The 26155-nt window shown below is 74.5% G+C and carries 22 protein-coding genes; 13 read left to right on the plus strand and 9 right to left on the minus strand.

The window, feature by feature from the left end; translation table 11 throughout:
* Positions 1-117: 117 nt before the first annotated feature.
* Positions 118-765 carry a Uma2 family endonuclease gene (locus tag ACZ5GH_RS25830; RefSeq protein WP_387758338.1) on the plus strand — a complete coding sequence of 216 codons (648 nt, stop codon included), beginning with the start codon at positions 118-120 and terminating at the stop codon, positions 763-765.
* Positions 766-1220: 455 nt separating this feature from the next.
* On the opposite strand, the gene ACZ5GH_RS25835 is transcribed toward ACZ5GH_RS25830, so the two are convergent.
* A complete protein-coding gene (locus ACZ5GH_RS25835) occupies positions 1221-2552 on the minus strand; it encodes an MFS transporter (RefSeq protein WP_387758340.1) in 1332 nt (443 codons plus the stop codon).
* Positions 2553-2910: 358 nt separating this feature from the next.
* Between ACZ5GH_RS25835 and ACZ5GH_RS25840 the strand changes: the two genes are divergently transcribed.
* Positions 2911-4533, plus strand: coding sequence for a hypothetical protein (locus ACZ5GH_RS25840; RefSeq protein WP_464335349.1), 1623 nt, complete (start codon positions 2911-2913; stop codon positions 4531-4533).
* A gap of 54 nt (positions 4534-4587) precedes the next feature.
* Here ACZ5GH_RS25840 and ACZ5GH_RS25845 read toward each other — a convergent pair whose 3' ends face one another.
* On the minus strand, positions 4588-5061 hold the full coding sequence (locus ACZ5GH_RS25845; RefSeq protein WP_387758344.1) for a VOC family protein: 474 nt from the start codon (positions 5059-5061) through the stop codon (positions 4588-4590).
* Positions 5062-5199: 138 nt separating this feature from the next.
* Between ACZ5GH_RS25845 and ACZ5GH_RS25850 the strand changes: the two genes are divergently transcribed.
* Together ACZ5GH_RS25850 and ACZ5GH_RS25855 are read left to right on the plus strand one after the other, a co-directional pair.
* Positions 5200-6582 carry a hypothetical protein gene (locus ACZ5GH_RS25850; protein ID WP_464335350.1) on the plus strand — a complete coding sequence of 461 codons (1383 nt, stop codon included), beginning with the start codon at positions 5200-5202 and terminating at the stop codon, positions 6580-6582.
* Positions 6583-6790: 208 nt separating this feature from the next.
* The gene (locus ACZ5GH_RS25855) at positions 6791-8281 is read left to right on the plus strand and encodes an alkaline phosphatase PhoX (RefSeq protein ID WP_464335351.1); all 1491 of its coding nucleotides are present in this window, start codon (positions 6791-6793) and stop codon (positions 8279-8281) included.
* On the opposite strand, the gene ACZ5GH_RS25860 is transcribed toward ACZ5GH_RS25855, so the two are convergent.
* A complete protein-coding gene (locus tag ACZ5GH_RS25860; RefSeq protein ID WP_464335352.1) occupies positions 8269-9912 on the minus strand; it encodes a PucR family transcriptional regulator in 1644 nt (547 codons plus the stop codon). The genes ACZ5GH_RS25855 and ACZ5GH_RS25860 overlap by 13 nt on opposite strands.
* Positions 9913-10057: 145 nt before the next feature.
* On the opposite strand from ACZ5GH_RS25860, the gene ACZ5GH_RS25865 reads away from it, so the two are divergent.
* From ACZ5GH_RS25865 to ACZ5GH_RS25880, 4 genes are all read left to right on the plus strand, one after another.
* Complete coding sequence (locus ACZ5GH_RS25865; protein WP_387758350.1) at positions 10058-10654, plus strand: PadR family transcriptional regulator; 597 nt, start codon at positions 10058-10060, stop codon at positions 10652-10654.
* Positions 10651-11739 carry an FAD-dependent monooxygenase gene (locus ACZ5GH_RS25870; protein ID WP_464335353.1) on the plus strand — a complete coding sequence of 363 codons (1089 nt, stop codon included), beginning with the start codon at positions 10651-10653 and terminating at the stop codon, positions 11737-11739. Before ACZ5GH_RS25865 ends, ACZ5GH_RS25870 begins: the two co-directional genes overlap by 4 nt.
* 282 nt (positions 11740-12021) lie before the next feature.
* Positions 12022-13650: an L-glutamate gamma-semialdehyde dehydrogenase gene (pruA, locus tag ACZ5GH_RS25875; RefSeq protein WP_387758354.1), complete on the plus strand. Its 1629-nt coding sequence runs from the start codon at positions 12022-12024 to the stop codon at positions 13648-13650.
* Positions 13651-13810: 160 nt separating this feature from the next.
* Positions 13811-14740, plus strand: coding sequence for a proline dehydrogenase family protein (locus ACZ5GH_RS25880; RefSeq protein WP_387758356.1), 930 nt, complete (start codon positions 13811-13813; stop codon positions 14738-14740).
* 59 nt (positions 14741-14799) lie between these two features.
* On the opposite strand, the gene ACZ5GH_RS25885 is transcribed toward ACZ5GH_RS25880, so the two are convergent.
* On the minus strand, positions 14800-15393 hold the full coding sequence (locus tag ACZ5GH_RS25885) for a Uma2 family endonuclease (protein WP_387758358.1): 594 nt from the start codon (positions 15391-15393) through the stop codon (positions 14800-14802).
* Between the two features lie 147 nt (positions 15394-15540).
* On the opposite strand from ACZ5GH_RS25885, the gene ACZ5GH_RS25890 reads away from it, so the two are divergent.
* Positions 15541-16233 carry an RraA family protein gene (locus tag ACZ5GH_RS25890; RefSeq protein ID WP_464335354.1) on the plus strand — a complete coding sequence of 231 codons (693 nt, stop codon included), beginning with the start codon at positions 15541-15543 and terminating at the stop codon, positions 16231-16233.
* 4 nt (positions 16234-16237) lie between these two features.
* Here the strand turns inward: ACZ5GH_RS25890 and ACZ5GH_RS25895 are convergent, their stop codons facing one another.
* The 4 genes from ACZ5GH_RS25895 to ACZ5GH_RS25910 all read right to left on the minus strand — a co-directional run bounded on the left by ACZ5GH_RS25895 (position 16238) and on the right by ACZ5GH_RS25910 (position 20698).
* On the minus strand, positions 16238-16726 hold the full coding sequence (locus ACZ5GH_RS25895; RefSeq protein WP_464336872.1) for an N-acetyltransferase family protein: 489 nt from the start codon (positions 16724-16726) through the stop codon (positions 16238-16240).
* A gap of 85 nt (positions 16727-16811) precedes the next feature.
* Positions 16812-17777, minus strand: a complete 966-nt coding sequence (locus ACZ5GH_RS25900) for an SGNH/GDSL hydrolase family protein (protein ID WP_464335355.1) — start codon at positions 17775-17777, stop codon at positions 16812-16814.
* 125 nt (positions 17778-17902) lie between these two features.
* The gene (locus ACZ5GH_RS25905; protein WP_464336873.1) at positions 17903-19258 is read right to left on the minus strand and encodes a TerD family protein; all 1356 of its coding nucleotides are present in this window, start codon (positions 19256-19258) and stop codon (positions 17903-17905) included.
* Positions 19259-19429: 171 nt separating this feature from the next.
* Complete coding sequence (locus ACZ5GH_RS25910) at positions 19430-20698, minus strand: hypothetical protein (RefSeq protein ID WP_464335356.1); 1269 nt, start codon at positions 20696-20698, stop codon at positions 19430-19432.
* 329 nt (positions 20699-21027) lie between these two features.
* Between ACZ5GH_RS25910 and ACZ5GH_RS25915 the strand changes: the two genes are divergently transcribed.
* Complete coding sequence (locus ACZ5GH_RS25915; RefSeq protein ID WP_387758363.1) at positions 21028-21531, plus strand: SsgA family sporulation/cell division regulator; 504 nt, start codon at positions 21028-21030, stop codon at positions 21529-21531.
* A 58-nt stretch (positions 21532-21589) separates the two neighbouring features.
* Here the strand turns inward: ACZ5GH_RS25915 and ACZ5GH_RS25920 are convergent, their stop codons facing one another.
* Positions 21590-23029 (minus strand): GAF domain-containing protein, encoded by a 1440-nt coding sequence (locus tag ACZ5GH_RS25920; protein ID WP_464335357.1) that lies wholly within the window; start codon positions 23027-23029, stop codon positions 21590-21592.
* Between the two features lie 529 nt (positions 23030-23558).
* Here ACZ5GH_RS25920 and ACZ5GH_RS25925 point away from each other — a divergent pair.
* The 3 genes from ACZ5GH_RS25925 to ACZ5GH_RS25935 all read left to right on the plus strand — a co-directional run bounded on the left by ACZ5GH_RS25925 (position 23559) and on the right by ACZ5GH_RS25935 (position 26150).
* Positions 23559-24227, plus strand: a complete 669-nt coding sequence (locus tag ACZ5GH_RS25925; protein ID WP_464335358.1) for a phosphatase PAP2 family protein — start codon at positions 23559-23561, stop codon at positions 24225-24227.
* A 115-nt stretch (positions 24228-24342) separates the two neighbouring features.
* On the plus strand, positions 24343-25464 hold the full coding sequence (locus ACZ5GH_RS25930) for a TIGR03364 family FAD-dependent oxidoreductase (protein ID WP_464335359.1): 1122 nt from the start codon (positions 24343-24345) through the stop codon (positions 25462-25464).
* 11 nt (positions 25465-25475) lie between these two features.
* A complete protein-coding gene (locus ACZ5GH_RS25935; protein WP_464335360.1) occupies positions 25476-26150 on the plus strand; it encodes a phosphonatase-like hydrolase in 675 nt (224 codons plus the stop codon).
* Positions 26151-26155 lie beyond the last annotated feature (5 nt).

Below are 26155 nucleotides of genomic sequence, written 5' to 3' on the forward strand. Positions count from 1 at the left end.
TGGCAGCAGCGCACTCCGGAGATAAGTCGTCAACCTCCTACTGCGCAAACCTCTCCTTTGGCGGAAAGAACTGTGTGCCACTGGTAGGGCTGCTCGCGGGCGGTGTAGGTGGGGCTCATGTCGTCTGTTGTTGCGCTCGGGCAGTGGGTCTTGCCCGAATCGCCATACGTGCTCTGGGCTCGGGGCGCGCTCGATGAGCAGCTGGGGCTACCTGAGGTGCTGCGGGTTGAGGTGGTCGGCGGAGAGTTCGTTGTGACGCCGTATCCGCCCGTGAATCACGCCTTGATGCTTCGGGACATCCACGAGTGGCTGTTCCGTGGCGAGTCCAGAGACGGGGGCTTCCCGTGGCGGGTGGTGCAGCATGTCGGCGTCGATCTTGCGGAGATCGGGGACGGTTACAGCCCTGACCTCATTGTGGTGACCGCCGAAGTGGACCTGTTGGCAAGGGCGGAGGACCGATGCCTCAGCCCGAACGAGATCAGTTTGGTGGCCGAGGTCACCGCGTGTCCCAGCGCGCACAACGACCGGCGTCCCGTGTCAGGCAAGCCCACGAAGTGGAGCGGGTACGCGCGGACCGGGGTGCCGTTCTACCTGCTGGTGGACCGTGACCCGAGGCAGCCTGGCATCACCCTGTTCGGGGAGCCGAACAGGCGCGAGGGGACGTACGAGGTGCTGGGCGAGTGGAAGTTCGGCGAGTCCGTCCGGCTGCCGAAGCCGTTCGACGTCAAGATCGACACCGTTGCCTGGAAGCCCTGGAACGCATAGGTGCAGGTGAGACGCCGCTGTCCGGGACTTCCGAAGACGTCCCGGGCAGCGGCTTTCGGTGTGGGGGCCAGGGGACGATTGAGGTTGGTGACCGCTACTGGAAGCGCATGACCGAGGCCCTTCCGGACGGCTGCACCGAAGCCCCGGCTCCGGCCGTCAAGGACATCGGCGTCCGGACCCGTTGGTGTGGCACGGGTGCCGCCCGCCGGATCCACGACGGAGGGCCTGCTTCATGAGCGCCGCGCGCCGCCCGGCCGGGCGGCGCGCGGCGGAGGCGGGGGCGGGCACCCGCCGGGAGGCGGGTGGGGGGTGGATGGCGGGGAACGGCGGGAAACCCGCTCACCGAAGCAGACGATGCGCGGGTGTTCACCTCGCGACGGGCGAAGCGGGAGTGTGGAAACGCCGCTGCCCGGGACTTCGGGGGAAGTCCCGGGCAGCGGCGTTCAGCGAGTGGGTCAGGCTGCCTTGGGCTTGCGGGCGACGGTGAGGGCGAGGGCGGCGCAGGCGAGGGCGGCGAGGGCGGCGAAGCCGCTGACGGAGGGGAGGAGGCCGTAGCGCTGGACGAGGGCGCCGACGGCGATGATGGGGGCGGAGCTGCCGAGGTAGACGATGACCCACAGGGAGCTGAGCTCGGAGCCGCGGCGTTCCGGGTCCATCGCGCCGACGGCGCTGGTGAACAGGGAGCGGAAGGCCACGCCCTGGGAGATGCCGCCGAGGACGCTGCCGATGAAGAGCAGCGCGGGGGTGCCGGTGTAGCCGGCGGCGACGACCAGGCCGAGGCCGGTGGCCAGGCCGGTCATGCCGAGGGCGGTCACCACGCGGTCGGAGGTCGGCGGCACGATCAGCTGGGTGGCGGCCGAGGAGCCGAGCAGCAGGGCGGCCACGATCGCGCCGACCAGCTTGGAGTCGGTGTGCAGCAGCTTGGCGGCGAAGGCCGGGGCCAGGCTGAGGTAGACGCCGAACACCGCGTAGGAGACGAAGCCCGCCGAGGCGGCGAGCTTGAACTCGCGGCGGCCGGTGCGCGGCAGCCGCAGGCGCTGGGGGCGCAGGTGGGCCGGGGTGGTGATGCGCGGCGGCGATGCGGGCGGGCGGTTGCGGCCGGGCATCCGCGGGTGGACCAGGGCCAGCGGCACGCAGAGCGCGACCAGGGCGACGGCGTGCAGCAGGAACGGGGTGAGCAGCGGGTCGGAGCCGCCGGCCAGCAGGGCGCCGACCACCGGGCCGAGGGCGACGCCGCCGGCCGAGCAGGCCAGGGTGATCTTGGCGGCGAGGGTCGGCTGGTCGGGCAGCAGGTCGCCGAGGGCGGCCCCGGCGGCGCCGGTGGACAGGCCGACGGCGATGCCCTGGACGGCGCGGCCGAGCGCGAGCTGCCAGAAGCTGCCGGAGGTGGCGAAGACGAGGTCGCCGGCGGCGGCCAGTGCGACGGCGGGCAGGATCAGGGCGCGCCGGCCGAGGTGGTCGGACCAGTGGCCGACCACGGCCAGTACCGGGACGAGCGCGAAGACGTAGACCGCGAACAGGACGGTGGTGTCCAGCGCGGTGAGGTGGAGCTGCTGCTGGAGGAGCGAGTAGATCGGCGTCGCGAGGTTGGCGCCGATCAGCATCAGCAGCAGGGCGGCGGCCACCAGGCCGACGCGGATGCCGCGCAGCGCGTTCCAGCGGCTGATCGCGGCGAGCTGGAGCTGGGCGCGCGGCGCGAGCTCCAGGGGAAGCAGGGCCTCCGACAGTCGGCGTCCGTCGAGCTGCGCGGTGCGCAGGCCGGAGCCGGCGGGGGAGAGGTCCGCCATGGCAGGGGTCTCCTGTGGCCGGGCACCACCGGGGTCGGCGGGGTGTGCCGGCGCGCCCGTCCGGAGGCGCTGTGGTGGTGGCCGCGGGTACGGGCTCCCTGGTGGGGCGAGGTGAGCTGAAGAGGGCCCCTCCGGCCCGGGGCGGGCGGAGGGCGGTGGGCTTCGTTGCCCTGGTGGTGCGCGCGGGGTGTGCGCGCTACCAGACCGAAGGATAAGGGGTGGGCGCACGCCCACGGCGCGCGCCCCTGGGTGCGCCCCGTACGGCCGGGCGTCGGGGGTGCCCGGCCTATACGCTGAGGTGGTGGATCGGTACGCGGCGCTGTTGGGCTGACCGCTGGCTGAGGGAGAGCGCACGACGATGGCCGGACGACGTCGCAAGAACACGGGGGCCCCCGCGGGGGAGGGCGCGGCCGAGGCGGTGCTGCCCGCCGACCTGGAGCTCCAGGACCTCTACGGGGCGTTCGCCGCGCACGGGCTGGACGACGAGGACCTGGACGACGCGGCCGTCCTGGTCCCGCCGGTGAAGCTGCCCGCCGACCGCGAGCTGGCCGAGCAGGCGAAGGCCGTACCGATGTTCGGGTACGCGCTGGCGCTGGCCCGCTGGGCCGCCCCGCACCGGACGGTGGACGAGTTCGGCGACCTCGTCGAGGAGGACCGGGCCCCCGCGGCCCGGCTGCTGGGCCTGGCCCCGGCCGAGGGCGAGGTGCCCGAGGAGGCCGAGGTCGAGGCGCTGCGGGCCTGGTCGCTGGCCTGCGACCTGGACCTGGTGGAGCTGGGCACGACCACGGAGGGCGAGCACGTCGCCGTCCCGGGCCCGGATCTGGAGCCCGCTGAGCAGGGCGACCCGGAGACCGTCCTGGAGCTGTGGCTGACCGCCGCCGGGATCGTCCGGGAGCTGGCGGTGGAGGCCGACTCGCTGCCGGAGGAGGACGGCGAGGCCGGGGAGACGCCGGCCGGGGAGGCCGAGGAGGACGAGGACGGCCTGAACGAGGTCGAGGAGGCCCGCGACGAGGCCGCCGAGCTGTTGGACGAGGCCCTGCAGGTGCTCTACGAGACCACCGCCTTCGCCGAGCCGGGCAACGAGACCGTGCCGCTGGGCGTGCTGGCCGCGCTGCTGGTGGTCCCGGAGGGCGAGGAGCCGAGCGAGGAGCTGCTCGGCGACATCACGGACGTGATGGTCGCGCTGGACCCGATGCTGGGCGACCTCGCCGAGCTCGGCCTGCTGGAGTACCGCCCGATCGACCCGGAGCTGTTCGACGAGGAGGACGGCGAGGAGCCCGCCGTGGTCGGCGAGGAGCCGCTGGACGAGGAGGAGTCGGCCCGCTTCGGACTGGTCCGGCTCACCCCGCTCGGCCAGTACGGCATCCGGCAGTGGCTGCTGGAGGACGGCTACGACGCGCCGCTGGTCGGCGACCTGGCCCGGGGGGACGCGGCCGAGCTGCTGCGCGGGGTGTGCGAGTCGGCCAACGTGCTGCCGGAGGAGGAGCTGCGGGTGTGGACCGCGGGCCGGGAGCCGGTGGCGGCGGCGCGCGAGCTGCTCGCGGCGGCGCGCGGCGCGGACGGCTACGGCCCGCTGCGCCGGATGCTCTGCGTCTCGGCGCTCAACCTGCTCGGGCCGGACGCGGCGCCGGCCGTCCGGGAGGTCATGGACGACCCGGAGCTGGGTGGCGCGGCGCGGGCCTGGCTGACCGCGCAGGGGGCGACGGACGTGCCGGTGCCGGACCGGGCGATGGCGCTGTGGACGGTGGTCGACACCTTCGCCGCCCAGCTGCTGGACAACGGTGGGGACGCCGAGCTGCTGCGCGAACTGATCACCGACCTGCCGGTGAACGGCGATCCGGCCGGGTGGTTCGGCGAGCTGTGGCGGGTCGACCACCCGTACACGGCGGATGTCTTGGAGGCGATCGGGGAGCTGCACCCGGACCGGACGCTGGCCAAGGAGGCGCGCAAGGCGGCCTTCAAGGCGCGCTCCAGGAACTGAGCGGGCAGGCTCCCGGGCGGGTGCGGGTGCGGGTGCGGGTGCGGGTGCGGGTGGTCAGGGCAGGTCCAGCGAGCCGTCCTCGGTGAAGGGGAAGAACGGGTTGTGGGCCAGCTCCCAGAGGTGGCCGTCCGGGTCCTCGAAGTAGCCGGAGTAGCCGCCCCAGTCGGTCGGCACCGGCGGCTTGACCACCACGGCGCCGGCCTCGACCGCCGTCCGCAGCGCGGCGTCCACCAGCGCGGGGGACTCCAGGTTCACCGCGAGGGTGACGCCGCGGAAGGAGGGCTCGCCGGTGGCGGGCACGCCCGCGTCGGCGGCCAGCTCCTCGGTGGGGAAGAGGCCGAGCGCCGAGTCGGCGGTGCGGAACCAGACGATCTCCGGGCTGGAGGCGGCGGAGCGCTTCCAGCCGAGCGCCTCGTAGAAGCGGGCACTGCGGTCGAGGTCGGTCACCCCGAGGGTGACGATGCTGATCCGGGCGGGGAAGGCGCCCTCGGCGGCCCGGTCCTGTGCTGCGTCGTTCTGTGCTGTCATGCCGCCCAGGGTAGGGAGGGCGGCTGACAACCGGGCCTCCTGACACGGCCGGCGCCCCCGTCCGGGGGGCGGAGCTGATGACCCGGCAGCTGCGGGCACGTAAGGTGGCGTCAGCGGTGCGGGTGCGAGGAACCGGGGGTGCGGCACAGGATGATGCGGGAGAGCGGCGGCAGGCACCAGAAGCGGGACACCGGGTTTCCGGGGTCCGCCCCGGCTCCGGGCGGGCCGGTCCGGGAGGACCGTTTCGCCGGTCCGCCCGTCGATCAGCCCGTCGACCGGCCGCTGGACCGGGCGGCCGACCAGCCCGTCGGATCCGCCGACCGGTCCGCGGAGCGGCCCGCCGACCGGTTCGCCGACCAGGAGGAGTTCTCCCGCCGGACCCTGGCGGCGGCCGACTTCCCGGTGTACGGCGTGACCGCCGGGACGGCCTCCGCCTCCGCCTCCGGCCCCGCCCCCGCCTCCGGCCCCGCCCCCGCCGACGGTGCGCCCGCCGACGCGACGCCCGCCGCCGAGGCCCGGGCCGGTGAGGCGCTGGCCGCCTTCGAGACCTCCGGCGGCGAGCTGCGCTGGGTCGAGGTGCAGTGCGGCGACTGGCGCTCGGCGGCCGGCCCGTACGTGACCGTGCGCACCTACCGGCCGGGCGCCGACCGGGTCGAGCAGCTGCCCGAGCTGGAGGACCTGGTCGAGGACGAACGGGACCGCGTCTACGAGCAGTTGGGCATCGACGAGGGCGACGGGCCGGGCCGGGTACGGGCGTTGCGCGCCTGGATCACGGTGGACGGCGAGCCCTGCGCGGTGGAGGTGCACGAGGACCGGCCGGTGCCGGAGCCCGGCGCCCCGGCGGCGGACGGGTCGGCGCCGGTGTGGGCCGGGCGGCTGCGGGTCGGCGGGCTGACCGTGACGGTGTGCGGACGCGGGGTGGACCCCGGCGCCGTGGAGCTGGGCTCGATCGGCGACTTCGAGCGCTGCCTGCGCGGGCGCACCGAGCTGCTGCGCGACCTGGCCGCCCGGCGGGCCCGCCACGTGCCGGTCGAGGAGCGCGAACTGCCGCCCGCCGTCGGGATGGAGGCGCACCGGGCGCTGATCGCGCAGACCGTCGCCGAGTCCGCCGCGATCGAGGCGCAGGTGCGGGTCGGGCGTACCCCGCGGTTGCCGCGCGGGCTGCGCGGGGAGGTCGGCGCGGTGCGCTGGGAGGCGGCGGTGCGCCAGCAGATGCGGCTGGCCACCGAGAGCCGGCAGGAGGCCGTGGCGGCGGTCACCTCGATGGTGAACCACGTCAACCGGCTTTCCCAGCAGACGCATTGGCTGGTCGGCACGGCGGAGGGCGAGGCGGCCGTCGAGGAGGTCGTCCGGTACACGGTGTTCGCGAGCGAGGTGGCGAGCCTGCCGGCCCAGCGGGCCTGGGAGCAGCTGTGGCGGGAGCGGCCGGGCGGCGGCGGGGCGGGGGTCTGGGAGGAGCAGCGGCTGGCCGAGCAGCTGTGGCTGTCGGCCTGGGAGCAGTGGCGGTCGGCGCGGCGCTGACGGGGCCGTCCGGGACGGCCGCAGGGGCTCCGGCCTCGGCGGTTCTGACGGGGACACGCGTAAAGCGGCGGTCATGCGACGGTCATCGGTCGGCAAATGGCCGCCTGGGTGTGAGGTGGACGTCATGTCGGGTTCACCCGTCCGGCGGAGCCTGCTGGGCGTCGGCATCCCGCACCGACGCCCCCGCTCATCCTCAGGAGTTGCTGCCATGTCGCTGTCCCGCCGGGACTTCGTCAACCGTTCCACCCTCGTCGGGGCCGGCGTGCTGATCGCCGGCAGCGCCGAGGCGCTGGCCAGCGCCCCGGGCGCGATCGCCGCCCCGGTCGGTGGCGAGGTCCCGGCCGCCGCGGCCGCCGGGACCAACTCGGCCGCCGGCACCGCCGTCGGCTACGGCCAGCTGGTCCAGGACCCGGCCGGCCTGCTGTCGCTGCCGAAGGGCTTCTCGTACAAGGTCCTCAACCGGGCCGGCGTCACCAAGCTGCGCACCGGCGAGTTCACCCCGAGCAACCACGACGGCACCTCCGCCTTCGAGGACGAGCGCGGCGGCAACCTGATGGTCGTCAACCACGAGCTGTCCGGCTCCCGCGACAAGTGGCCGCACCCGGTGCCGCTGACCGAGGGCCACGTCTACGACCCGGGCGCGGCGGGCGGCTGCACCATCGTGCACGCCAAGCGGGACGGCTCGGTCGAGCAGTGGGTCGGCATCGCCGGTACCTCCACCAACTGCGCCGGCGGCGTGACCCCGTGGGGCACCTGGCTGTCCGGCGAGGAGACCGAGGACAAGGCCGGCAAGAACGGCTTCACCAAGGACCACGGCTACATCTTCGAGGTCGACCCCTTCGACGACGACTACAACCGCGACCCGCAGCCGGTGAAGGCCTTCGGCCGCTACGCGCACGAGGCCGTCGTGGTGGACCCGAAGCGCGGTCACGTCTACCTGACCGAGGACGCCTCGAACCCCAACGGCCTGCTGTTCCGCTGGACCCCGCCGGCCGGCTTCAAGCACGGCCGCTACAAGCTGCGCCAGCTGGCCGCCGACGCCGGCGTGCTGGAAGCCTTCAAGGTCTTCGACGCGCAGGGCAAGTTCGTCGACGACCTCTCCCGCGCCACCAAGGTCGGCACCACCTACGGCGTGGACTGGGTGAAGGTCCAGGACCGCGACGCCAGGACCGTCTCGGTGCGCAAGCAGTTCAAGGACGGCGAGGTCACCCGCGCCCGCAAGCTGGAGGGCATGTGGTGGGGTGACGGCGGCTTCTACTTCGTCTCCAGCTACGCCCGTTCGGAGAGCCCGCTCCAGCACGACGGCCAGGTCTGGTTCTACAACCCGAGCCGCCGCACCATCACCCTCAAGGTGCTGCTGGGCGTCAACAACGACGTCTGGGGCGACCACGACAACTTCGACGGCCCGGACAACATCACCGTCTCGCCGTACGGCGGCATCGTGATCGCCGAGGACGGCGAGGGCGTCTCGCACCTGTTCGGCGCCACCGAGGACGGCCTGGTCTTCCCGATCGCCCGCAACGAGCTGAACATCGGCACCGCCGAGAAGCCCGAGTTCAGCGAGTTCACCGGGGTGACCTTCTCGGACGACGGCAAGACCCTGTTCGCCAACATCCAGACCCCGGGCATCCAGCTGGCCATCAGCGGCCCGTGGCGCCGGCTGAACGAGCACAAGCGCGGCCAGGGTTACGGCGAGTGACCCTCGGAGTGTGACCGGCTGCCCGCGGACCACTCGTCCGCGGGCAGCCGCAGTTGCAGCATCGCCAGCAGGCGCTGCTGCGGCTGGGCGAGGTCGATGCCGGTCAACTGCTCGGCGCGGCGCACCCGGTAGCGCAGGGTGTTGGGGTGGATGTGCAGGGCGTCCGCGGCCACCCGGACCTCGCCCAGCGCGTCCAGCCAGGCCAGCACCGACTCGGCGAGCCGGGTGCCGTGCCGGCGGTCGTACTCGGTGAGCGCGGTCAGCCGCGGGTCGCGCAGGCCGGTGCGCTCCTGGAGCAGCGCGACCATCTCGCTGACCAGCACCTCCGCCTGGACGTCGATCAGCGCCGCGACGTCGAGGTCCACCCCGCCGCGGCCCATCGCGTCCAGGATGCGGTCCGCCTGCGCGCGGGACTCGGGGACCCGGGCCAGGGCGTTGACGGTCGAGCCGATCGCGGCACGCAGCGGGACGCCCAGGTGCTCGCGGGCGGCCGTCACCACCTCGGAGGCCCAGTCGCGCACGGTGGTCATCGGCAGGCCGGGCGGCAGCTCCGGCAGCAGCACGTACACCCGGGAGTCGATCGGGGCGAGCAGCGCGGTGCGGTGCCGGGCGGCGGTGTGCACCGAGATCAGGCCGGTGACGTCGGAGCGGTGCAGCGCGTCGGTGGTGCGCGCGCTGTAGGCCAGCACGGTGGCCGGGCGGCGCAGGTCCAGGCCGAGGTGGGTGGCGAGCGACTGGGGGCCGGTGGAGCCCTCCAGCAGGCCGGTGAGCAGGGTCTGGGTGAGCCGGACGTCGGCGGACAGCTCCCGGCGGCGGCGCACCAGCTGGGCGGCCGCGACCCGGGCGGCGCCGACCAGGGCCTGTTCGGCCAGCGGGGCCAGCGGCTGGGCGCCCTCCTGCACCCAGATGGTGCCGAGCGGCTGCGCCCCGGCCCGGATGCCGACCGCCAGGCGGCGGCGCAGGCCCAGCTCGGGGTGCGGCTCGACCGCGATCGGGGCGTCCGAGCTGCGCAGGTGCTGGAAGATGCCCCACTCCCGGAGCTTGGACAGGTACGGCTCCGGGCCCTGCCAGCCGAGGATGGACAGCCGGCGCAGGTCGTCGACCTCGTCGGAGTCGGAGGAGCGGGAGTAGGCCAGCACCCGGCTGGAGGTGTCCTCGATCGAGACGATGCCGTTGGTGAGCACGGCGACGGTCTGGGCGAGGGAGAAGAGGTCGCCCGCGTTGGGCTCGGGGGCGCCGGGGGCGGCCGGGGCGTCCGGGCCGGCGATGATCGCCCGGGCCAGCGAGTCGAGGTGCTCCCAGCGGGTCTCGCGGCGCACCGAGAGCAGGGCGACGCCGGCGTCGGTGGCGGCCTCGCGCAGCGCGTCGGCCTGGCCGGGGCCGTCCAGCTTGACCGCGACGGCGGCGGCGCCGGCCCGGCCGGCCGCGCGCAGGGCGGGCAGCGCGGCGCGGCCGCGGGCGCCGATCGCGAGCACGAGTTCGCCGGGGGCGGCGGTCGGCGGGTCCTCCGGGTCGAGGATGGCGACGTCGCGCACCGGGACGTCCAGGCCCTGCGGGGCGGCCTGCAGCTCGACCAGCGGTTCGCCCAGCGACATCAGCAGTTGACGGAGCGGCAGGCCGGGCGTGGTCAATCCGGGCCTCCTTCATCCGCTCGGACAACGGCGTGTGGTTGATTTTAGCCGGGCGGACAGAGTCCGGACCCGTCATTTCAAAATAGTTGACTCTGACTATTCGGGACTGGATAGTCAGTACTGACCAAGAGATGAGGCACGTCTCATGGCGAAGCGACGCAAGGTGTCGAACCCGTTGGCCCTCGCGGTCCTGGCCGAACTCCTGGCCGAGCCGTTGCACCCGTACGAGATGGGGCGCCGGCTCCAGGAGCACGCGAAGGACCGCAACATCAAGTACAACCGCGGCTCGCTGTACATGGTCGTGGAGCAGCTGCGGAAGGCCGGGTTCGTGGCCGAGCAGGAGACCGTCCGCGACACCCAGCGGCCGGAGCGCACCGTCTACGCCATCACCCCCGACGGCAGGACGGAGCTCCGCGACTGGATGCGCGAACTCGTCGCCGAACCGCAGCACGAGTACCCCGCGTTCGGGGTCTCGCTGTCGCTGCTCATGGTGCTCCCGCCGGCCGAGGCCGTGGAGCTGCTGGAGCGGCGGAAGGCCGCGCTGACCGCCGAGGTGGCGGGCATCACGGCGGAGCTGCGCAAGGCGGCGGCCGAGGGCGTCGGCTGGCTCTTCCTGATCGAGGAGGAGTACCGGGTCGGCGTACTGCGGGCCGAGACCGCCTTCGTCGAACGCCTGGTCGAACAGCTCCGGGAGCCGGAATTCGTCCGGACCTGGCACGAGACCTTCGGGAGGCTGCAATGAACGAGACGCGAACCGTGGACAGGGCCCTGGTCATCGGTGGCGGGATCGCCGGACCTGTGACGGCGCTGGCGCTGCGCCGGGCCGGCGTCGAGGCGGAGGTCTTCGAGGCCTACCGGACCTCCGCCGAGGGCATCGGCGGGACCTTCATGATCGCGCCCAACGGACTGGCCGCGCTGGCCGCCGTCGGGCTGGAGGCGGAGGTCGGCGCGGTCGGCCAGCCCGTCGGACGGACGGTCATCGAGGACGCCCGGGGCGGCGTCCTCGCCGAGCTGCCCGACGTCCGCGGCCGGGTGATGCGGCGCGCCGAGCTCTACGCGGTGCTGCAGCGGCGGCTGCGGGAGGAGGGCGTCCCCGTCCGGTACGACAAGCGGCTGGTCGGCGTCGAGGAGCACGCGACCGGCGTCACCGCCCGGTTCGCCGACGGCACCACCGCCGCCGGCGACCTGCTGATCGGCACCGACGGCACCCGCTCCGTCGTCCGCGGGCTGATCGACCCGGCCGCGCCCGGCCCGCGGTACACCGGCCTGATCGGGGTCGGCGGGTACAGCGCGCACCGGCTCACCGGCCCGCGCGCGGCCGGGGAGTCCATCCACTTCGCGCAGGGCGCGCGGGCGTTCTTCGGCTACTGGGCGCTGCGGGACGGCGCCGGGACCGCCTGGTTCAGCAACATCCCGAGGCCCGAGCAGCTGACGCCGGAGCAGGCCCGCGAGGTGTCGCGGGAGGACTGGCTGGCGCTGGCCCGCGACCTGCACGCCGACGACCTGCCCGCCCGGGAGGTCCTGGCGGCGGCGGACACCGCGAGCGTCGAGGTCTTCCCGCGGCTGGAGATCATGCCGTCCGTCCCGCACTGGTACCGCGACCGGATGGTGCTGGTCGGCGACTCGGTGCACGCCCCGTCCAACAGCTCCGGCCAAGGGGTCTCCCTGGCCGTCGAGAGCGCCGTCGAACTGGCCCGCTGCCTGAGCGGGCGGCCCGACCTGCCGAGCGCCCTCGCGGCGTACGAGGCGGCCCGGCGGCCGGTGGTGGAGGAGGTCGCCGCCAGGGCGGCGGTGGTGAACGGCCGGAAGGCGAGCGCCGGCGTGTGAGCCGGTGGTGCGCGCTGGGATCCGAGCCGGGGTTCGAGCCGGAGCTCGGACCCCCGGTCCGAGCCGGGGCGTGTGAGCCGGTGGTGTGACCGGTGCGGCCGGTGAGGGCGGTTCGTGACCGCCGCGTGACCCGATTCGTCGGGCCGGACAACGCCGTACGGGGGAATTTAGCCGCTCGGCCAATCATGTGGCCCGGTGGCCAGGAATAGCGTTCGTGCTGTGGCCGGCGTGCGACCCGCGCCGGCAGTCCCCCCGCACTGAACGAAGGAGAGCGTGCGCTCTATGGACGCTGTGACCCAGGTCCCCGCGCCGGTGAACGAGCCGGTCCACAGCTACGCCCCCGGGAGCCCGGAACGGGCTCGTCTGGAGGCCAAGCTGAAGGAGCTGGGCGGCCAGGAGCCGGTCCAGCTGACCATGACGATCAACGGTGAGCGCCGGATGGGCGGCGGCACCGAGATCCACGTCGTCCAGCCGCACAACCACGCGGCTCGGCTCGGCACCCTGCGCAACGCCACCCAGGCCGACGCGCAGGACGCCATCGACGCTGCCCTGGCCGCTGCCCCGGCCTGGCAGGCGCTCTCCTTCGACTCCCGCGCCGCGATCTTCCTCAAGGCCGCCGACCTGCTGGCCGGCCCCTGGCGCGAGACCCTGGCCGCCGCCACCATGCTCGGCCAGTCGAAGACGGCCCAGCAGGCCGAGATCGACACCCCCTGCGAGCTGGTCGACTTCCTGCGCTTCAACGTGCACTTCGCCCGCCAGATCATGGCCGAGCAGCCGATCTCCTCGGACGGCGTCTGGAACCGCAGCGACCACCGCCCGCTCGAGGGCTTCGTCTACGCGATCACCCCGTTCAACTTCACCGCGATCGCCGGCAACCTGCCGACCGCGCCCGCGCTGATGGGCAACGTGGTGCTGTGGAAGCCGTCCCCGACCCAGCAGTTCTCCGCGCACCTGCTGATGCAGCTGCTGGAGGAGGCCGGCCTGCCCAAGGGCGTCATCAACATGGTGACCGGCGACGGCCTGGCCGTCTCCGAGGTCGCGCTGAAGCACCCGGCGCTGGCCGGCATCCACTTCACCGGCTCCACCGCCACCTTCCAGCACCTGTGGCGCGAGGTCGGCAACAACATCGCCGGCTACCGCACCTACCCGCGGATCGTCGGCGAGACCGGCGGCAAGGACTTCCTGGTCGCCCACCCGTCCGCCGACCCGAAGGTCCTGAAGACCGCGATGACCCGCGGCGCCTTCGAGTTCCAGGGCCAGAAGTGCTCGGCGCTGTCGCGGGCCTACGTCCCGGCGTCGATCTGGGCCGGCCTCAAGGACGAGTTCGCCGCCGAGGTCGACGGCCTCACCATGGGCGACGTCAGCGACCTGTCCAACTTCATGTCGGCCGTCATCGACGAGCGCTCCTTCGCCAAGAACAAGGCCGCGATCGACCGCGCCCAGGCCGACCCGCAGGTCGAGGTCCTGGCCGGCGGCACCTACGACGACTCGGTGGGCTACTTCGTCCGCCCGACCGTCCTGGTCTGCCAGGACCCGGCGAGCGAGTACTTCAAGGACGAGTACTTCGGCCCGATCCTGGCCGTGTACGTCTACGAGGACGAGAAGTACGAGGAGATGCTGGCCCAGATGGAGTCGGTGTCCGCGTACGGCCTGACCGGCTCGATCATCTCCCAGGACCGCGCCGCGGCCCAGGACGCGATGCACAAGCTGCGCTTCGCCGCCGGCAACTTCTACATCAACGACAAGCCGACCGGCGCCGTCGTCGGCCAGCAGCCCTTCGGCGGCGGCCGGGCCTCGGGCACCAACGACAAGGCCGGTGCCAAGCAGAACCTGGCGCGCTGGACCTCGACCCGCTCGGTCAAGGAGACGTTCGTCCCGCCGACGGACTACCGCTACCCGCACATGGGCTGACCAGCCCCTCCGACCGCACGGCTCGTCCAGTAGCCACCGGTCACCCGCGACGCCCGGTCCCGCAGCCGGGCGTCGCCCCTCCGGGGCGGCGGGCACACCCCCGCCGCCCGCCGCCCCGGCCTTTCTGCCACCCTTGGAAACACCAGCTCCAGGAGTCACGATGCTCCGTTCCGCCCTTCTCGCGGCCTCCCGGTCCCCGCAGGTCCGCACCGTGGTCGAGAAGTTCCCCCCGACCCACGCGATAGTCGAGCGCTTCGTCGCCGGCGACGTCCTCGACGACGCCGTCACCGCCACCGACGACCTGATCGCGACCGGCCGCAAGGTCACCCTGGACCACCTCGGCGAGGACACCCAGGACGCCGCCCAGGCCGCCGGCACCGCCGAGGCGTACGAGCACCTGCTCAAGGCCCTCAAGGAGACCGGCCTCGCGGCCGGCGCCGAGGTGTCGGTCAAGCTGTCGGCCGTCGGCCAGTTCCTCCCGGTGGACGGCGAGAAGATCGCGCTGGAGAACGCCCGCCGCATCTGCGCGGCCGCCGCCGACGCGGGCACCACCGTGACCCTCGACATGGAGGACCACACCACCACCGACTCCACCCTGGCCATCGCGCGCGAGCTGCGGGCGGACTTCCCCTGGCTGGGCGTCGTGCTGCAGGCCTACCTGCGCCGCACCGAGGCCGACTGCCGGGAGTTCTCCGGCGCCGGCTCCCGCGTGCGCCTGTGCAAGGGCGCCTACAAGGAGCCCGAGTCGGTCGCCTTCCAGGGCAAGCACGAGGTCGACCTCGCGTACGTCCGCGCCCTGAAGATCCTGATGGCGGGCGAGGGCTACCCGATGATCGCCTCGCACGACCCCAACATGATCAAGATCGCCGGCCAGCTGGCCCAGTGGAACGGCCGCAAGCGGGACTCCTTCGAGTACCAGATGCTGTTCGGCATCCGCCCCGAGGAGCAGCTGCGCCTCGCCGGCGAGGGCAACACGATGCGCGTGTACCTCCCGTACGGCCAGGAGTGGTACGGCTACTTCATGCGCCGCCTCGCCGAGCGCCCGGCCAACCTGACCTTCTTCCTGCGCGCCATGGCCACCCGCGGCTGACCCGGCGCCAACAGGCCACGGCCCGCACCCCTGACGGGGGGTGCGGGCCGTTCGCGTTCCTAGAGGAAGTCCTTGGTGTCCAGCTCGAATTCGAACGGGGTGGGAAGGGCGAGCGGTTCGCCGAAGGCCGCCAGGTGTACCTCCGTGTACTCCTCACGGTGCGGCTGGCTGAAGAGGCTGACCTGGGACTTCTCCCGATCGATGAGGAGATAGAGCGGGATGCCGGCTCGCGCGTAGCAGTGGCGCTTGGCGATGCGGTCCTGGTCGGGCTTGCTCGATGTGACCTCGGCGACCATGGCCACGCCGTCCGGTTCCATCCAGGGCGGGGCGCCGCGGAAGAGGCGGAGTTCTCGCGGCGCGAACGTCGCATCGGGGATGACGTGGTTCTTCGGACAGAGGCCGCCGCTGATCAGGCGGAGGCCCTTGCCGCCGGACACTTGCATGTGGACCGCTGATTTGGCCTTCACCTGGTCGATGAGAAGGTCGATGTAGTCCTCGTGATCGCCGTCCGGCGGTGGTGCCACGATGATCTCTCCCTCGATGAGCTCGGCCCGGAAGCCTTCGGGGGAGTGCAGGCTCAGGAAGCTCTCCAGCAGGATGTCGGCCTGCGATGGGGAGCCCGTGATCGGTTGCTCATGCGCCACAGCACTCATGATGCCCCTCCTTCAGGTGGTCGTCACGCTATTCGCTGCTCGGCGGGGTTGTGCCGTATGCGGCGGAGTTTCACTCGATGGTGTGAGTTTGAAGCCCGGCATAGGATCCGGGCTGGTGAACTTGGCTGTCGGTGAGAGGAGTTGGGGATGCTGAAGGAATTCTCGGAGCTGTCGACGCCGTTGGTGGCGGATGCCTGCGTGCGGCTCGGGGTGGGGTTGCGGGTGGCGCCGGCGGGGGTGGGGGCGGTGGTGTCCGGGGCCCGGGTGGCGGGGCGGGTGCTGCCGGTGCGGCACTACGGGAGCGTGGACGTGTTCCTGGAAGCGTACGGGGCGGCCCGGGACGGGGACGTGCTGGTGGTCGACAACGGCGGGCGGACCGACGAGGCCTGCATCGGGGACCTCGCGGTGCTGGAGGCGCGGGCCGCCGGGGTGGCCGGGATCGTGGTGTGGGGGCTGCACCGGGACACCCCCGAGCTGCGGGAGATCGGGCTGCCGGTGTTCAGCTACGGGGCGCTGCCGCTCGGACCGCTGCGACTGGACGACCGGGAGCCGGAGGCGCTGCTCACGGCGGGGTTCGGGCCGCACCTGGTGAGCACCGGGGACGTGGTGTTCGCCGACGCGGACGGGGTGCTGTTCGTGCCCGCCGACCGGGCCGCCGAGGTGCTGGAGACGGCCGGTGCGATCGCCCGGACCGAGCGCGCGCAGGCCGCGCGGATCGCCGCCGGGGACACCCTGCGCCGGCAGACCGCCTTCGACGAGTACCTGGAGCGGCGCGCCGCCGACCCGGCGTACAGCTTCCGGCAGCACCTGCGGCGGGTCGGCGGGGCGATCGAGGAGTAGGGGGTTACAGCGGCCGGTACATGACGTGCAGGCCGACGTAGCCCTCGACCGGGTGGTGGAAGGCCTCGGGGACGGTGCCGACGATCTCGAAGCCGAGCGACTCGTAGAGCTTCACGGCGTGGTGGTTGGCGGCGACCACCGCGTTGTACTGCATGGCGCGGAAGCCGGACCGGCGGGCCCAGTCGAGGGTGTACTCGACCAGGGCCCGTCCGATCCCCCGGCCGTGGTGGGCCGGGTCGACCATGTAGCTGGCGCTGGCCACGTGCGAGCCGTTGCCGGGGCGGTTGCGGTTCATGTTGGCGGTGCCGAGGACCCGTCCGTCCTCGTCCACCGCGACCACCGTGCGGTTCGGGGCGGCGAGCATCCACCACTCCCGGCCCAGCTCGGACGGCATGTCCAGGGGGTAGGGGAAGGTCTCGCCGGCGGCGACGATGGTGCGGAAGAAGGGCCAGATGGCGGGCCAGTCCTCGGGGACGGCCTCGCGGATGTCGATGGGCATCGGACCAGGATGGGGCCCGGCGGGCGGGCCGGCCAGCGGTTTTCCGCGGCCCGCCCACCCACCGGGCGCGGGCCGGCGGTCAGCCGCCGAGGACGGCGTCCTCGATCAGGGCGGCGGTGTGCGCCTGGCCGGTCGCGTTGGGGTGCACCACGGCGTACTTGAGGGGCAGGACGCTGGTCAGCACGCCGTCCAGCCAGTGGTCGGCGTCGCAGACGCTGTGGCCGGCGCTGGCGGGGTAGAGGTCCACGAAGGTGTCGCCGTGGGCGGCGGTGCTCCGGGCGACGACCGCGTTGAGCGGCTCCAGCAGCGCGGTGCGGGCCCAGGCGAGGTCGCCGGTGGTGAATGTGCCGAACTGCAGGGGGTTGCCGTACTGGCAGCGGGCGGCGTCCTCGGGGACGAGGTGCGGGTAGCCGACGGTGAGCACCCTGGCGGACGGGGCCTTGGCGTGCAGCGCGGTCAGCATCCGGTCGTAGTCGTCGCGCAGCCGGTCGAGGCGGTCGGGCAGGCTCGCGTCGAACTTGTCCTTGCAGGGCGTGCCCCGGCCGAGCTGGACGGCGCCGAGTTCGATGCAGCTCTTGAGGATCTCGGCGAAGCCGAGGTCGTTGCCGCCGATCCCGACGGTGACCAGGTCGGTGGCCGGGTCGACGGCGTCGATCTGCGGCGGGACGGCCGGGTAGGGGCCGTTGGGGTCGGTGCCGAGCGGCGGGAGCGGACGGCCGAGCGGGGACTGCGCGCTCGCGCGGACGCTGTCGGTGGTGGCGCCGCTGCAGCTGACGTTGCGCAGCTCGACCAGGGAGCCGAGGTCGCGGCGGAGGATCTCGGGATAGGACTTGACGGTGCGGGCGCAGCCGTCGCGTGGCTCGGTCTCGGCGCCGGTGGCCTCGATGACCCCGGCGGTGTAGGAGTCGCCGAGGGCCGTCCACCGCAGTGCGGTGGCGCGGTCGCCGGGCCGGGCGGCGGCCTGGGCGGTGGTGGGTGTGACCAGCCCGGCGGCGAGCACGGTGGCGGCGCCGGCGACGGCGAGGCGGGACAGGAAACGTGGCACGGCTCTCCTCCTCGGGGTGCGGGGGAGAGTGCGATTCACCCCCCGGAGAGTCAATCGAGTCGTCGCGGAGACGACTTGATGCCCCTGGGGGGTGAATCCGCGGGTGCTGAGGTGACGCGGGTGGGCTACAGCGCGGCGGCGGCGGGCTCGATCATCGCCCGCGCGGTCTTGCCGTCGACGTACTCGCCGAGCGCCGTCATCTCCCACTCGCCGCCCGGGCGGCGGACCAGCTTGCACATCATCACACCGGTGTGGGGCTCGGAGTTGGTGAGGTCGAAGCGGACCAGCTCCTCCTCCGTCCGGGCGTCCAGCAGGCGGCAGTAGGCGTCGCGCACGTCGGTGAACTTCTGGCCGGAGAAGGAGTTCACGACGAAGACCAGCCCGTGCACCTCGGCCGGCAGGCCCTCCAGGTGGACGGTGATCACCTCGTCGTCGCCGCCCCGGCCGCCGACCAGGTTGTCGCCGGAGTGGGAGATCGCGCCGTCGAAGATGCTCAGCTTCATGAACCAGGCCGTCTCCAGCCGCTTGTGCCGGGCGTCGAAGGCCAGGCAGGAGGCGTCCAGGTCGACGTCGCGGCCGCGGGCGGCGGACTTCCAGCCGAGGGCCATCCGGACGGAGGAGAGGAACGGGCGGCCGTTCTTGACCAGGGAGACCGAGCTGCCCTTGGCGAGGTTGACCCGGCCCTTGTCCAGGGTGATCTTGGCGGGGGCGGCCGGGGCGGGGGGCTCGGCGTACGCCGGGGGTGCCGCGGGCGGGGCGGCCGGGACGGCGGTCTGGCCGGTGGCGAGGGCGATCCGCGGGTCGACCGGGGCGGTCGTCGGCGCGGGAGGTACGGGAGGCACCGGAGGCGCCGGGGACACGGGCGGTGCGGCCGGCGGGGTCGGAAGCTGGACGGTCCGGTCCAGCGGGCGGGGCGGGGCGACCGCGGCCTCGGGAGCCGGCGGCGCGGCCGGCGCGGCGGGGGCCGGGGTGGACGCCGGGGCCGGGGAGTCCTCGACGGAGACGCCGAAGTCGGTGGCGATGCCCGCCAGGCCGTCGGCGTAGCCCTGGCCGACCGCGCGCACCTTCCAGGCGCCGCCCCGCTGGTAGACCTCGACCACGATGAGCGCGGTCTCCACGCCCAGCCGCGGCGGGGTGAAGGTGACCAGCACCTCGCCGGTGTCGGCGTCGCGGACGGTGGCGGTGGGCTCCATCCCGGCGAAGGTGGAGACCTGGTCGGCGGGGCTCGCGGTGACCACGATCTTGGTGATGCCGGCCGGGACGGCCCGGGTGTCGACGGTGATCGCGTCCGGGGTGCCGGCGGTGGCCGGGCGGTGGCTGACGCCGGGGCCGTCCGGGGCGTTGAAGAAGACGAAGTCGTCGTCCGAGCGGACCTTTCCGGCGTCGGTCAGCAGCAGGCCGGAGACGTCCAGCGCCTTGGGCGCGGCGACCTCCACGGTCACTCGCGCGGCGGTCAGCGGTGCGTTGCCGCCTTGGGTCAGGACGGTGGACACGGACTCCTCCTCGGGTGCGGAACGGCGGCCCGGCCGGGGCCGTCGGGGGCGCCGGGCCGGGTGCTGCTCACAGTAACGAACGAGGGTGCGGGGATGCGCCCGTCGGGAACGGCCTGCCGACGGATCGTCGGAGGACTGTTACACCCGGCCGTCGGCAGGTCAGCGCGCCACGGTGGCCGGGGCGGTGGTCGGGGCGGTGCCCGGGACGGCGTCCGGCTCGGGGGCCGGAGCGGCGGGCGGGACACCGGGCGCGGACGGTTCGGCGGCCGACGCCGGCACCGGCCCGAACCCGCCGAGCGCGGCGACCGCGCGGGGGTGGTCGAGGGCGAAGGCGGAGACGCTCCAGCTCTCCGCCGGGGCCGCCTTGCGCGCCGTGACGGACGGTTCGGCGGCCGGACGGGCGCCGCGGACCACGAAGGTGTAGTGGCCGGGCCGGACGTCGGTGCCGGGCGGGGTGGTGAAGCGGTAGACCAGGGTGCCGCGCTCCTGCTGGGCGGTCACCACGGCGCCCGGCAGGTCGGTCCAGGCGGCGCCGGGGCCGGGGGCCGACTCGCCCGGGGCGAGCCGGAACTCGGCCTGGAAGGCGGTGACCGGCTCGGCCACCGCGAGGGCCAGCTGGTGGCGCAGCCCGTCGCGGCCGAGCGGGGAGAGCAGGGCGGCGCCGGACAGCGCGTGGTCCGCGTCCGGGGCGGTGCCGGGGCCGGCCGGGCCGCCCGCGTCCGGGGCGCCGGCGGCGCCGACGGTGTCCGGGAGGGGCGCGGCGGGCGGCGCCGGGTACGCGGGCGCGGCCGGCCGCGGTCCGGGGACGTTCGGCGCCAGGCCGGAGCCGGCCGGCGCGTAGCCGGGCTGCCCGGAGCCCGGGGGCGGCACCGAAGGGGAGGGGGAGGGCGAGGCGCCGGTCGGGGCCGGGACGCCGGCCTCGGTGCCGGTGAGCTGGGTGCCGGGGGCCGGCGCGTCCTGCCCGGCCGAGGCCTGGCCGCCGGTCTGGGGCGTGCCCGGGCCCGCGGTGCGGGGCGCGGGCGGGGTGACGGCGACCGGCGCGGCCGCCCCCGAGGGGCGGGCCGGGACGTGGGCGGAGGCGTGCGTCGAGGGCCGGCCCGTGGCGGGGCGGCCGGAGGCGGCGGACGACGGGCCGTCGGTCGGGGTCTGCGCCGAGACCGTCTCGGCCTGGTCGTCGGCGCCCGGCGTGGGCGGCGGGGTGCTGCCGACCCGGGCGACACCGGCCCGGCGGCCGATCCCCTGCTGTTCGTTGAGCAGCAGCGTGGTGGCGATGCTGATGCCGACCACGGTGGACATCGCCATCGCGGCGCCGGAGAAGCGCACGGTGGGCAGCCGGAACAGGCCGCCGAACGGGCGCGGCCGACCGTGCCGGCCCTGCCGTGCGGGCTCGTGCCGTACGTCCCGCGCGGTGTCCTCGCGCACAGCCAACGGACCCCTCCCTCCCCGAAGCCGCCGTCGCGTCGCCGTATTCTCCCACGCGCCGCCGCCGGGCCCGGCTCCGGCCGCACGGGGCCGGTGTTCCGCGCGGGCCCGCGCGGGGAGGGGGAGAGCGTACCAGCGGGGCGACCGCATGCCGATCACCCGCGTCACTTCGTGGACGGCCCTTCCCCACACGGAAGTTGACGCTCCATCCGACAGGGGCGAGGGGCGGCGGCCGCCCCGGCCGGGGGGTCGTTGCAACCCCCTTGCAACCCTTGCCCGCCCTACCGGGCGTGACGCAGGCTGAGGACATCCCACGCCGTCCCGGAGAGACCGTCATGCCGCCCGACCCGCTGTCCGCAGCCTCCAGTGCACCCCTCGCCGCCACCCCCACGGGCGGCGATGGGGTCGGCTCCACCGCCGCTCCGGCGGCGGTGGAGGAGGAGGTCCTGATCCTGCGGATCTCGCTGGGCGAGGAGGTGGTCGGCGAGGTGCGCACCCGGTTCCGGTTCGACGCCGCGCGCCCGTACGAGGTGCTGCTGACCTTCCACCTGGGGCGGCCGGACGAGGCCGACTGGGTGTTCTCGCGCGAGCTGCTGCGCGACGGCCTGCGCACGCTGAGCGGCCAGGGCGACGTCAAGCTGTGGCCGGCGTACTGCCCGTGCCACGGCGCGACGCTGCACCTGGCGCTGGAGTCCCCGCACGGCAGCGCGCTGCTGGAGGCCTCCAAGCCCCGGGTGCAGGCCTGGCTGGACCGCACCTACGCGCTGGTCTCCGAGCACCAGGAGCGCCGCTGCGGCCCCACCGACGCCGATCTGGCCGCGCTGCTCGCCGACGGCTGACGCGCCCCGCGACGCGCCGGGGGCGGCGTCGGGCGACCGGACGGCAGGGGGCGGCGCGTCAGCGGCGCTCCGGCGACTCGGCGACGCGCGGCGGCGGGAGGGGCGGCGGAGCGCCGGGCAGCCGGGCCGTCCCGGCGGCCAGCGCGGCCCGCAGCCGCCGGACGGCCGGGGCCGAGGAGGCGGGCAGCAGGTCGTACGGGTCGTCCGGCCCGTCCACGGTGACCAGCACCGACTCGGCGATCCGGTACGGCCGGTGGGCCAGCAGTCCGCCCAGGTAGCGGCGCAGCCGGGACAGCTCGGCGCGGACCGTCACCGTCCGGCCCGCGTCGCCGAACAGCGCCTCGGCGAGCTGGGCGGCGGTGCTGCCCTCCCGCCCGGTGGCGAGCAGGAGCAGCAGCTCGGCGTGGCGCGGGCTGAGCGGGTGCGACCAGCTGTCGGACGCGCCCCGGACGGACACCTCGGGGCGGTCCGGGCGGCGCAGGTCGAGCCGGAGGTGGGCGCCCTCGGCCTGTTCGGCGGTCACCGTCCCGGCGCCGTCCTCCTCGGCCGGCCGGACCGGGCGCACCAGCCAGCCGTCGGCGAGCGGCTCCAGCACGCACTCGCCGAGGCCGGGCACCCAGTGCACGGTGGCCGGGGTCCAGCCCTCGCTGGGCACCCGCAGCCGGCTGGGCGGCGGCAGCCCGGCCGCGGCGGCCGTCCACCCGGCCGCGTCCACCACCAGGGCCGGGCCGCCGACCCGGGCGAGCAGCGGGGCGGCCAGGGCGCGCAGCTGGTGCAGCGCCTCCAGCCGGTGGGCGCGCAGCTCGGTCTCGGCGAGCCGGGCGGCGGTGGCGGTGAGCTGGAGCAGGTACGGGCGGACGGTGTGCGCCGGGCCGCTCAGGTTGACGGCGCCGACCAGCTGGCCGGTGCCGGGGTCGCGCACCGGCGCGGCCACGCAGGTCCAGGAGTGGTGGCTGCGCAGGTAGTGCTCGGCGGAGTGGACGTGCATCGGGCGCTGGGTGCGCAGCGCGACCGCGATGCCGTTGGTGCCGACGCTCTCCTCGACCCAGCGGGCGCCGGTGATGAAGCCGATCCGGTCGGCGCTGCGGCGCAGGCCGCGCTCACCCTCCTGCCAGAGCACGTGGCCCTCGGCGTCGGCGACGGCCAGCAGCAGTGGGGCCGCGCCGCCCACCTCCAGCAGGGTCTCGCGCAGCACCGGCAGGACGGCGTCGAGCCCGCTGGTGCGGCGGCGCTGTTCTATTTCGCCGGGGCCCAGCAGGACGGTGGCGGCGCCGGTGTCGGGGTCGAGGCCGAGGCGGCGCAGCCGGGCCCAGGAGTCGCCGATCTCGGGGCGGGGGTCGAGCCGGCCGGGGCCGTCGGCCTCCTCGGCGCGGGCGGGAGCGGCCAGTTCCCGGGCGGCGGCGTCGGCGAGGGTGCGGTCGTGGACCTTGGCCAGCTCCGCCGCGGTCGGCGGGGTGCGGCGCTCTGGTCGTCGGGACTGCCGTCCGGTCTGCCGCACTCGTTCCGCTCCTCGCCGCCGTTCGAGGACGCGTCGGGGCCGACGCGCTGACGAAAGCGTACGGGTGCGGTGGGCCGCTGGGGACGGGGTCCGGCAAGTCCGCATACCGGGCGGTACGAAACGGGGGCCGGCGTCGTGGGTCCGGTGCTGGGCGGTCGGCCGTGCCCGGGGCGTGACCGGCGCACGGAGGCGCGTGGGGGGCGCGTGTCCGGATGCTGGGCAGGCGAGGGGGCGCGGCCCGGCCGGTGGGCGCCGGGCCGGTCCGTACGGTGGCCGCCGGCCGGGCCGGCGTGGGGGCGGTCGGAGGGGCCGCGCGCTGCCCGTCCCCACCGTACGGGAGGTCCGCGTCGCCGCGGTGCGCGCCGGGTGCCCGCGGCAGTGCGCACCGGTGACGCGCTGGGTTCGTCCGTACCCGGAAACGACGGATATCTGCTGCGGATCATCGGTCTGGTAGTAGTTGTCTCCTGTTCCCCATTGTTCTCGAACTGTTTCGCGCCCGTCGGGTGCGACGTCACGGAGGTGACGCGTGATGCCCTCCCGGGTGCTCGCCGTGTACGACGGCAGCGGTATCGACGGCGACCTGTACACCCGGGTCAACCGCTGGGCGCAGTCGGCCCCGCACTGGCTGGACGAGCTGATCAAGGTCTGGTCGGCGTTCGGCCTCGGGCTGTTCGCGGTCTTCATGGTCCTCGCCTGGTGGCGGGCGCGCGGCGCGGACTCGGCCGTGATGGCCAGGGTGCTGGCCTCGCCGGTGGTCGTGTTCGTCGCCTACGGCGTCAACTCGGTCTTCAAGGGCGCGGTCGAGGAGATCCGGCCGTGCGCGCAGATCCACGGCAGCGTCGCGCTGGAGACCTGCCCGGGCACCGGGGACTGGTCCTTCCCGAGCAACCACTCGGTGATCGCCTTCGCCGCCGCGGCCTCGCTCTGGTTCGTCGACCGGCGGCTCGGCTGGGTGGCCGGCCTGTTCGCGGCGCTGATGGCCGCCTCCCGGGTCTGGGTCGGCGTGCACTACCCGCACGACGTGGCGGCGGGCGCGCTGGTCGGGTTGCTGGTCGCGGTGGTGCTGACGCCGCTCGCCGGACGCTGCGGACCGCTGGTGGACCGGATGCGGGCGGGCGCGCTGCGGCCGCTGCTCGGGGCGGGGGAGCTGCCGCTGGTCGGCCACGGCCACTCCGCCTACCGGGCGCAGCAGTACTGACCCCCGGCGCCGCCGGAGGATGACCGGCGGGTTGTCTGTACAACTTTTCAGGTGGTTCATCTGCGGGACGGCGCGCCGACGCCCCCTGGACACCTGGGCGCACCAGCCTGGCCGCATGAGAGTCATCGTCGTAGGAGCGGGCGTGCTGGGCACCATGCACGCCTGGCAGGCAGTCGAGCGCGGCCACGAGGTCGTCCACCTGGAGCGCGAGACCGAGGCGCGCGGCGCCTCGGTGCGCAACTTCGGCCTGGTCTGGGTCAGCGGCCGGGCGCGGGGCGAGGAACTGGACACCGCGCTGCGGGCCCGCGAACTGTGGGAGTCCATCGGCGCCCGCGTCCCGGACCTCGGCTTCCGGGCCAACGGCTCGCTCACCGCGATCCGCACCGAGGCCGAGTTCGCCGTCGCGGAGCAGGCCCTGGCCCTGCCGGACGCCGCCGCCCGCGGCTACCGGCTGCTCGACGCCGACGAGACCCGCGCCGCCAACCCGGCCCTGCGCGGCGAGCTGCTGGGCGCCCTGTGGTGCGGGCGTGACGCCGCCGTCGAGCCCCGCACCGCCCAGCCCGCGCTGCGCCGGTACCTGGAGTCCACCGGCCGGTACACCTTCCTGTCCGGACGCGAGGTGCGCGACGTGGTCGGCGAGAACGCCGTCCGCGACGACCACGGCGACGTCCACACCGGCGACCTGGTGGTCCTCTGCACCGGCGCCTGGCTCGGCGGCCTGGTCCGCGAGCTCGCCCCCGCCCTGCCGGTCCGCCGGGTCCGGCTCCAGATGATGCAGACCGACCCGCTCGGCGAGACCCTGACGACCTCCGTCGCCGACGGCGACAGCTTCCGCTACTACCCCGCCTTCGCCGGCACCGCCCTGGACCGGCTGCGCGCGACCCAGCCGCAGCCGCCGGTCGCCGCCGAGCACCGGATGCAGCTGCTGATGGTCCAGCGCCGCGACGGCGGACTGACCATCGGCGACACCCACGAGTACGACCAGCCGTTCGGCTTCGACGTCGTCGAGGACCCGTACGACCACCTGGCCGGCGTCGTCGAGGACCTGCTCGGCCGCCCGATGCCGCGGATCCGCCGCCGCTGGGCCGGGGTGTACGCGCAGTGCGTCGACTTCACCCGGGTCGTCCACCGCGAGCGGGTGCGCGACGGCGTCTGGCTGGTCACCGGCCCGGGCGGCCGCGGCATGACCTGCTCGCCCGCCATCGCCGAGACCACCGCCGAACTCGCCAACCTGTGAGGACCACTGTTGTGACTACCGACATCCGCCTGGTCGTGCTCGACATGGCCGGCACCACCGTGGCCGACGACGGCCTGGTCGAGCAGGCCTTCACCGCGGCCGCCGCGAAGCTCGGCGTCGAGGCCGGCAGCCCGGAGTTCGACCCGATGCTGGCCCACGTCCGCGCCACCATGGGCGAGTCCAAGATCTCCGTCTTCCGCCACCTGTTCGGCGAGGAGGAGAAGGCCCAGCTGGCCAACGCCGCCTTCGAGGCCGCCTACGACGAGCTGGTCGACGCCGGCCACTGCGCCCCGCTGCCCGGCGCCGCCGAGGCCATCGCCGAACTGCGCGGCCGAGGCCGCAAGGTGGTGCTCACCACCGGCTTCTCCCGGACCACCCAGGACCGCATCCTGGACGCCCTCGGCTGGCAGTCCGTCGCCGACCTCACCCTCTGCCCGGCCGAGGCCGGCCGCGGCCGCCCGTACCCCGACCTGGTGCTCACCGCCCTGCTGCGCACCGGCACCGACTCGGTGCGCCGGGTCGCGGTCGCCGGCGACACCGGCTACGACATGCTGACCGGCACCCGGGCCGGCGCCACGGTCGTCGCCGGCGTCCTCACCGGCGCCCACGACGAGGCCCGCCTGCGGGCCGACGGCGCGACCCACGTCCTCGCCTCGATCGCCGACCTGCCCGCCCTGCTGGGCTGACCCGG

The organism is Kitasatospora sp. Xyl93 (assembly GCF_055383135.1).

Bases quoted from the DNA above. Each gene is read 5' to 3' on its own strand.
- ACZ5GH_RS25830 (WP_387758338.1), top strand. From the start codon at position 118: ATGTCGTCTGTTGTTGCGCTCGGGCAGTGGGTCTTGCCCGAATCGCCA.
- ACZ5GH_RS25835 (WP_387758340.1), bottom strand. From the start codon at position 2,552: ATGGCGGACCTCTCCCCCGCCGGCTCCGGCCTGCGCACCGCGCAGCTC.
- ACZ5GH_RS25840 (WP_464335349.1), top strand. From the start codon at position 2,911: ATGGCCGGACGACGTCGCAAGAACACGGGGGCCCCCGCGGGGGAGGGC.
- ACZ5GH_RS25845 (WP_387758344.1), bottom strand. From the start codon at position 5,061: ATGACAGCACAGAACGACGCAGCACAGGACCGGGCCGCCGAGGGCGCC.
- ACZ5GH_RS25855 (WP_464335351.1), top strand. From the start codon at position 6,791: ATGTCGCTGTCCCGCCGGGACTTCGTCAACCGTTCCACCCTCGTCGGG.
- ACZ5GH_RS25865 (WP_387758350.1), top strand. From the start codon at position 10,058: ATGGCGAAGCGACGCAAGGTGTCGAACCCGTTGGCCCTCGCGGTCCTG.
- ACZ5GH_RS25870 (WP_464335353.1), top strand. From the start codon at position 10,651: ATGAACGAGACGCGAACCGTGGACAGGGCCCTGGTCATCGGTGGCGGG.
- pruA (WP_387758354.1), top strand. From the start codon at position 12,022: ATGGACGCTGTGACCCAGGTCCCCGCGCCGGTGAACGAGCCGGTCCAC.
- ACZ5GH_RS25880 (WP_387758356.1), top strand. From the start codon at position 13,811: ATGCTCCGTTCCGCCCTTCTCGCGGCCTCCCGGTCCCCGCAGGTCCGC.
- ACZ5GH_RS25885 (WP_387758358.1), bottom strand. From the start codon at position 15,393: ATGAGTGCTGTGGCGCATGAGCAACCGATCACGGGCTCCCCATCGCAG.
- ACZ5GH_RS25890 (WP_464335354.1), top strand. From the start codon at position 15,541: ATGCTGAAGGAATTCTCGGAGCTGTCGACGCCGTTGGTGGCGGATGCC.
- ACZ5GH_RS25915 (WP_387758363.1), top strand. From the start codon at position 21,028: ATGCCGCCCGACCCGCTGTCCGCAGCCTCCAGTGCACCCCTCGCCGCC.
- ACZ5GH_RS25925 (WP_464335358.1), top strand. From the start codon at position 23,559: ATGCCCTCCCGGGTGCTCGCCGTGTACGACGGCAGCGGTATCGACGGC.
- ACZ5GH_RS25930 (WP_464335359.1), top strand. From the start codon at position 24,343: ATGAGAGTCATCGTCGTAGGAGCGGGCGTGCTGGGCACCATGCACGCC.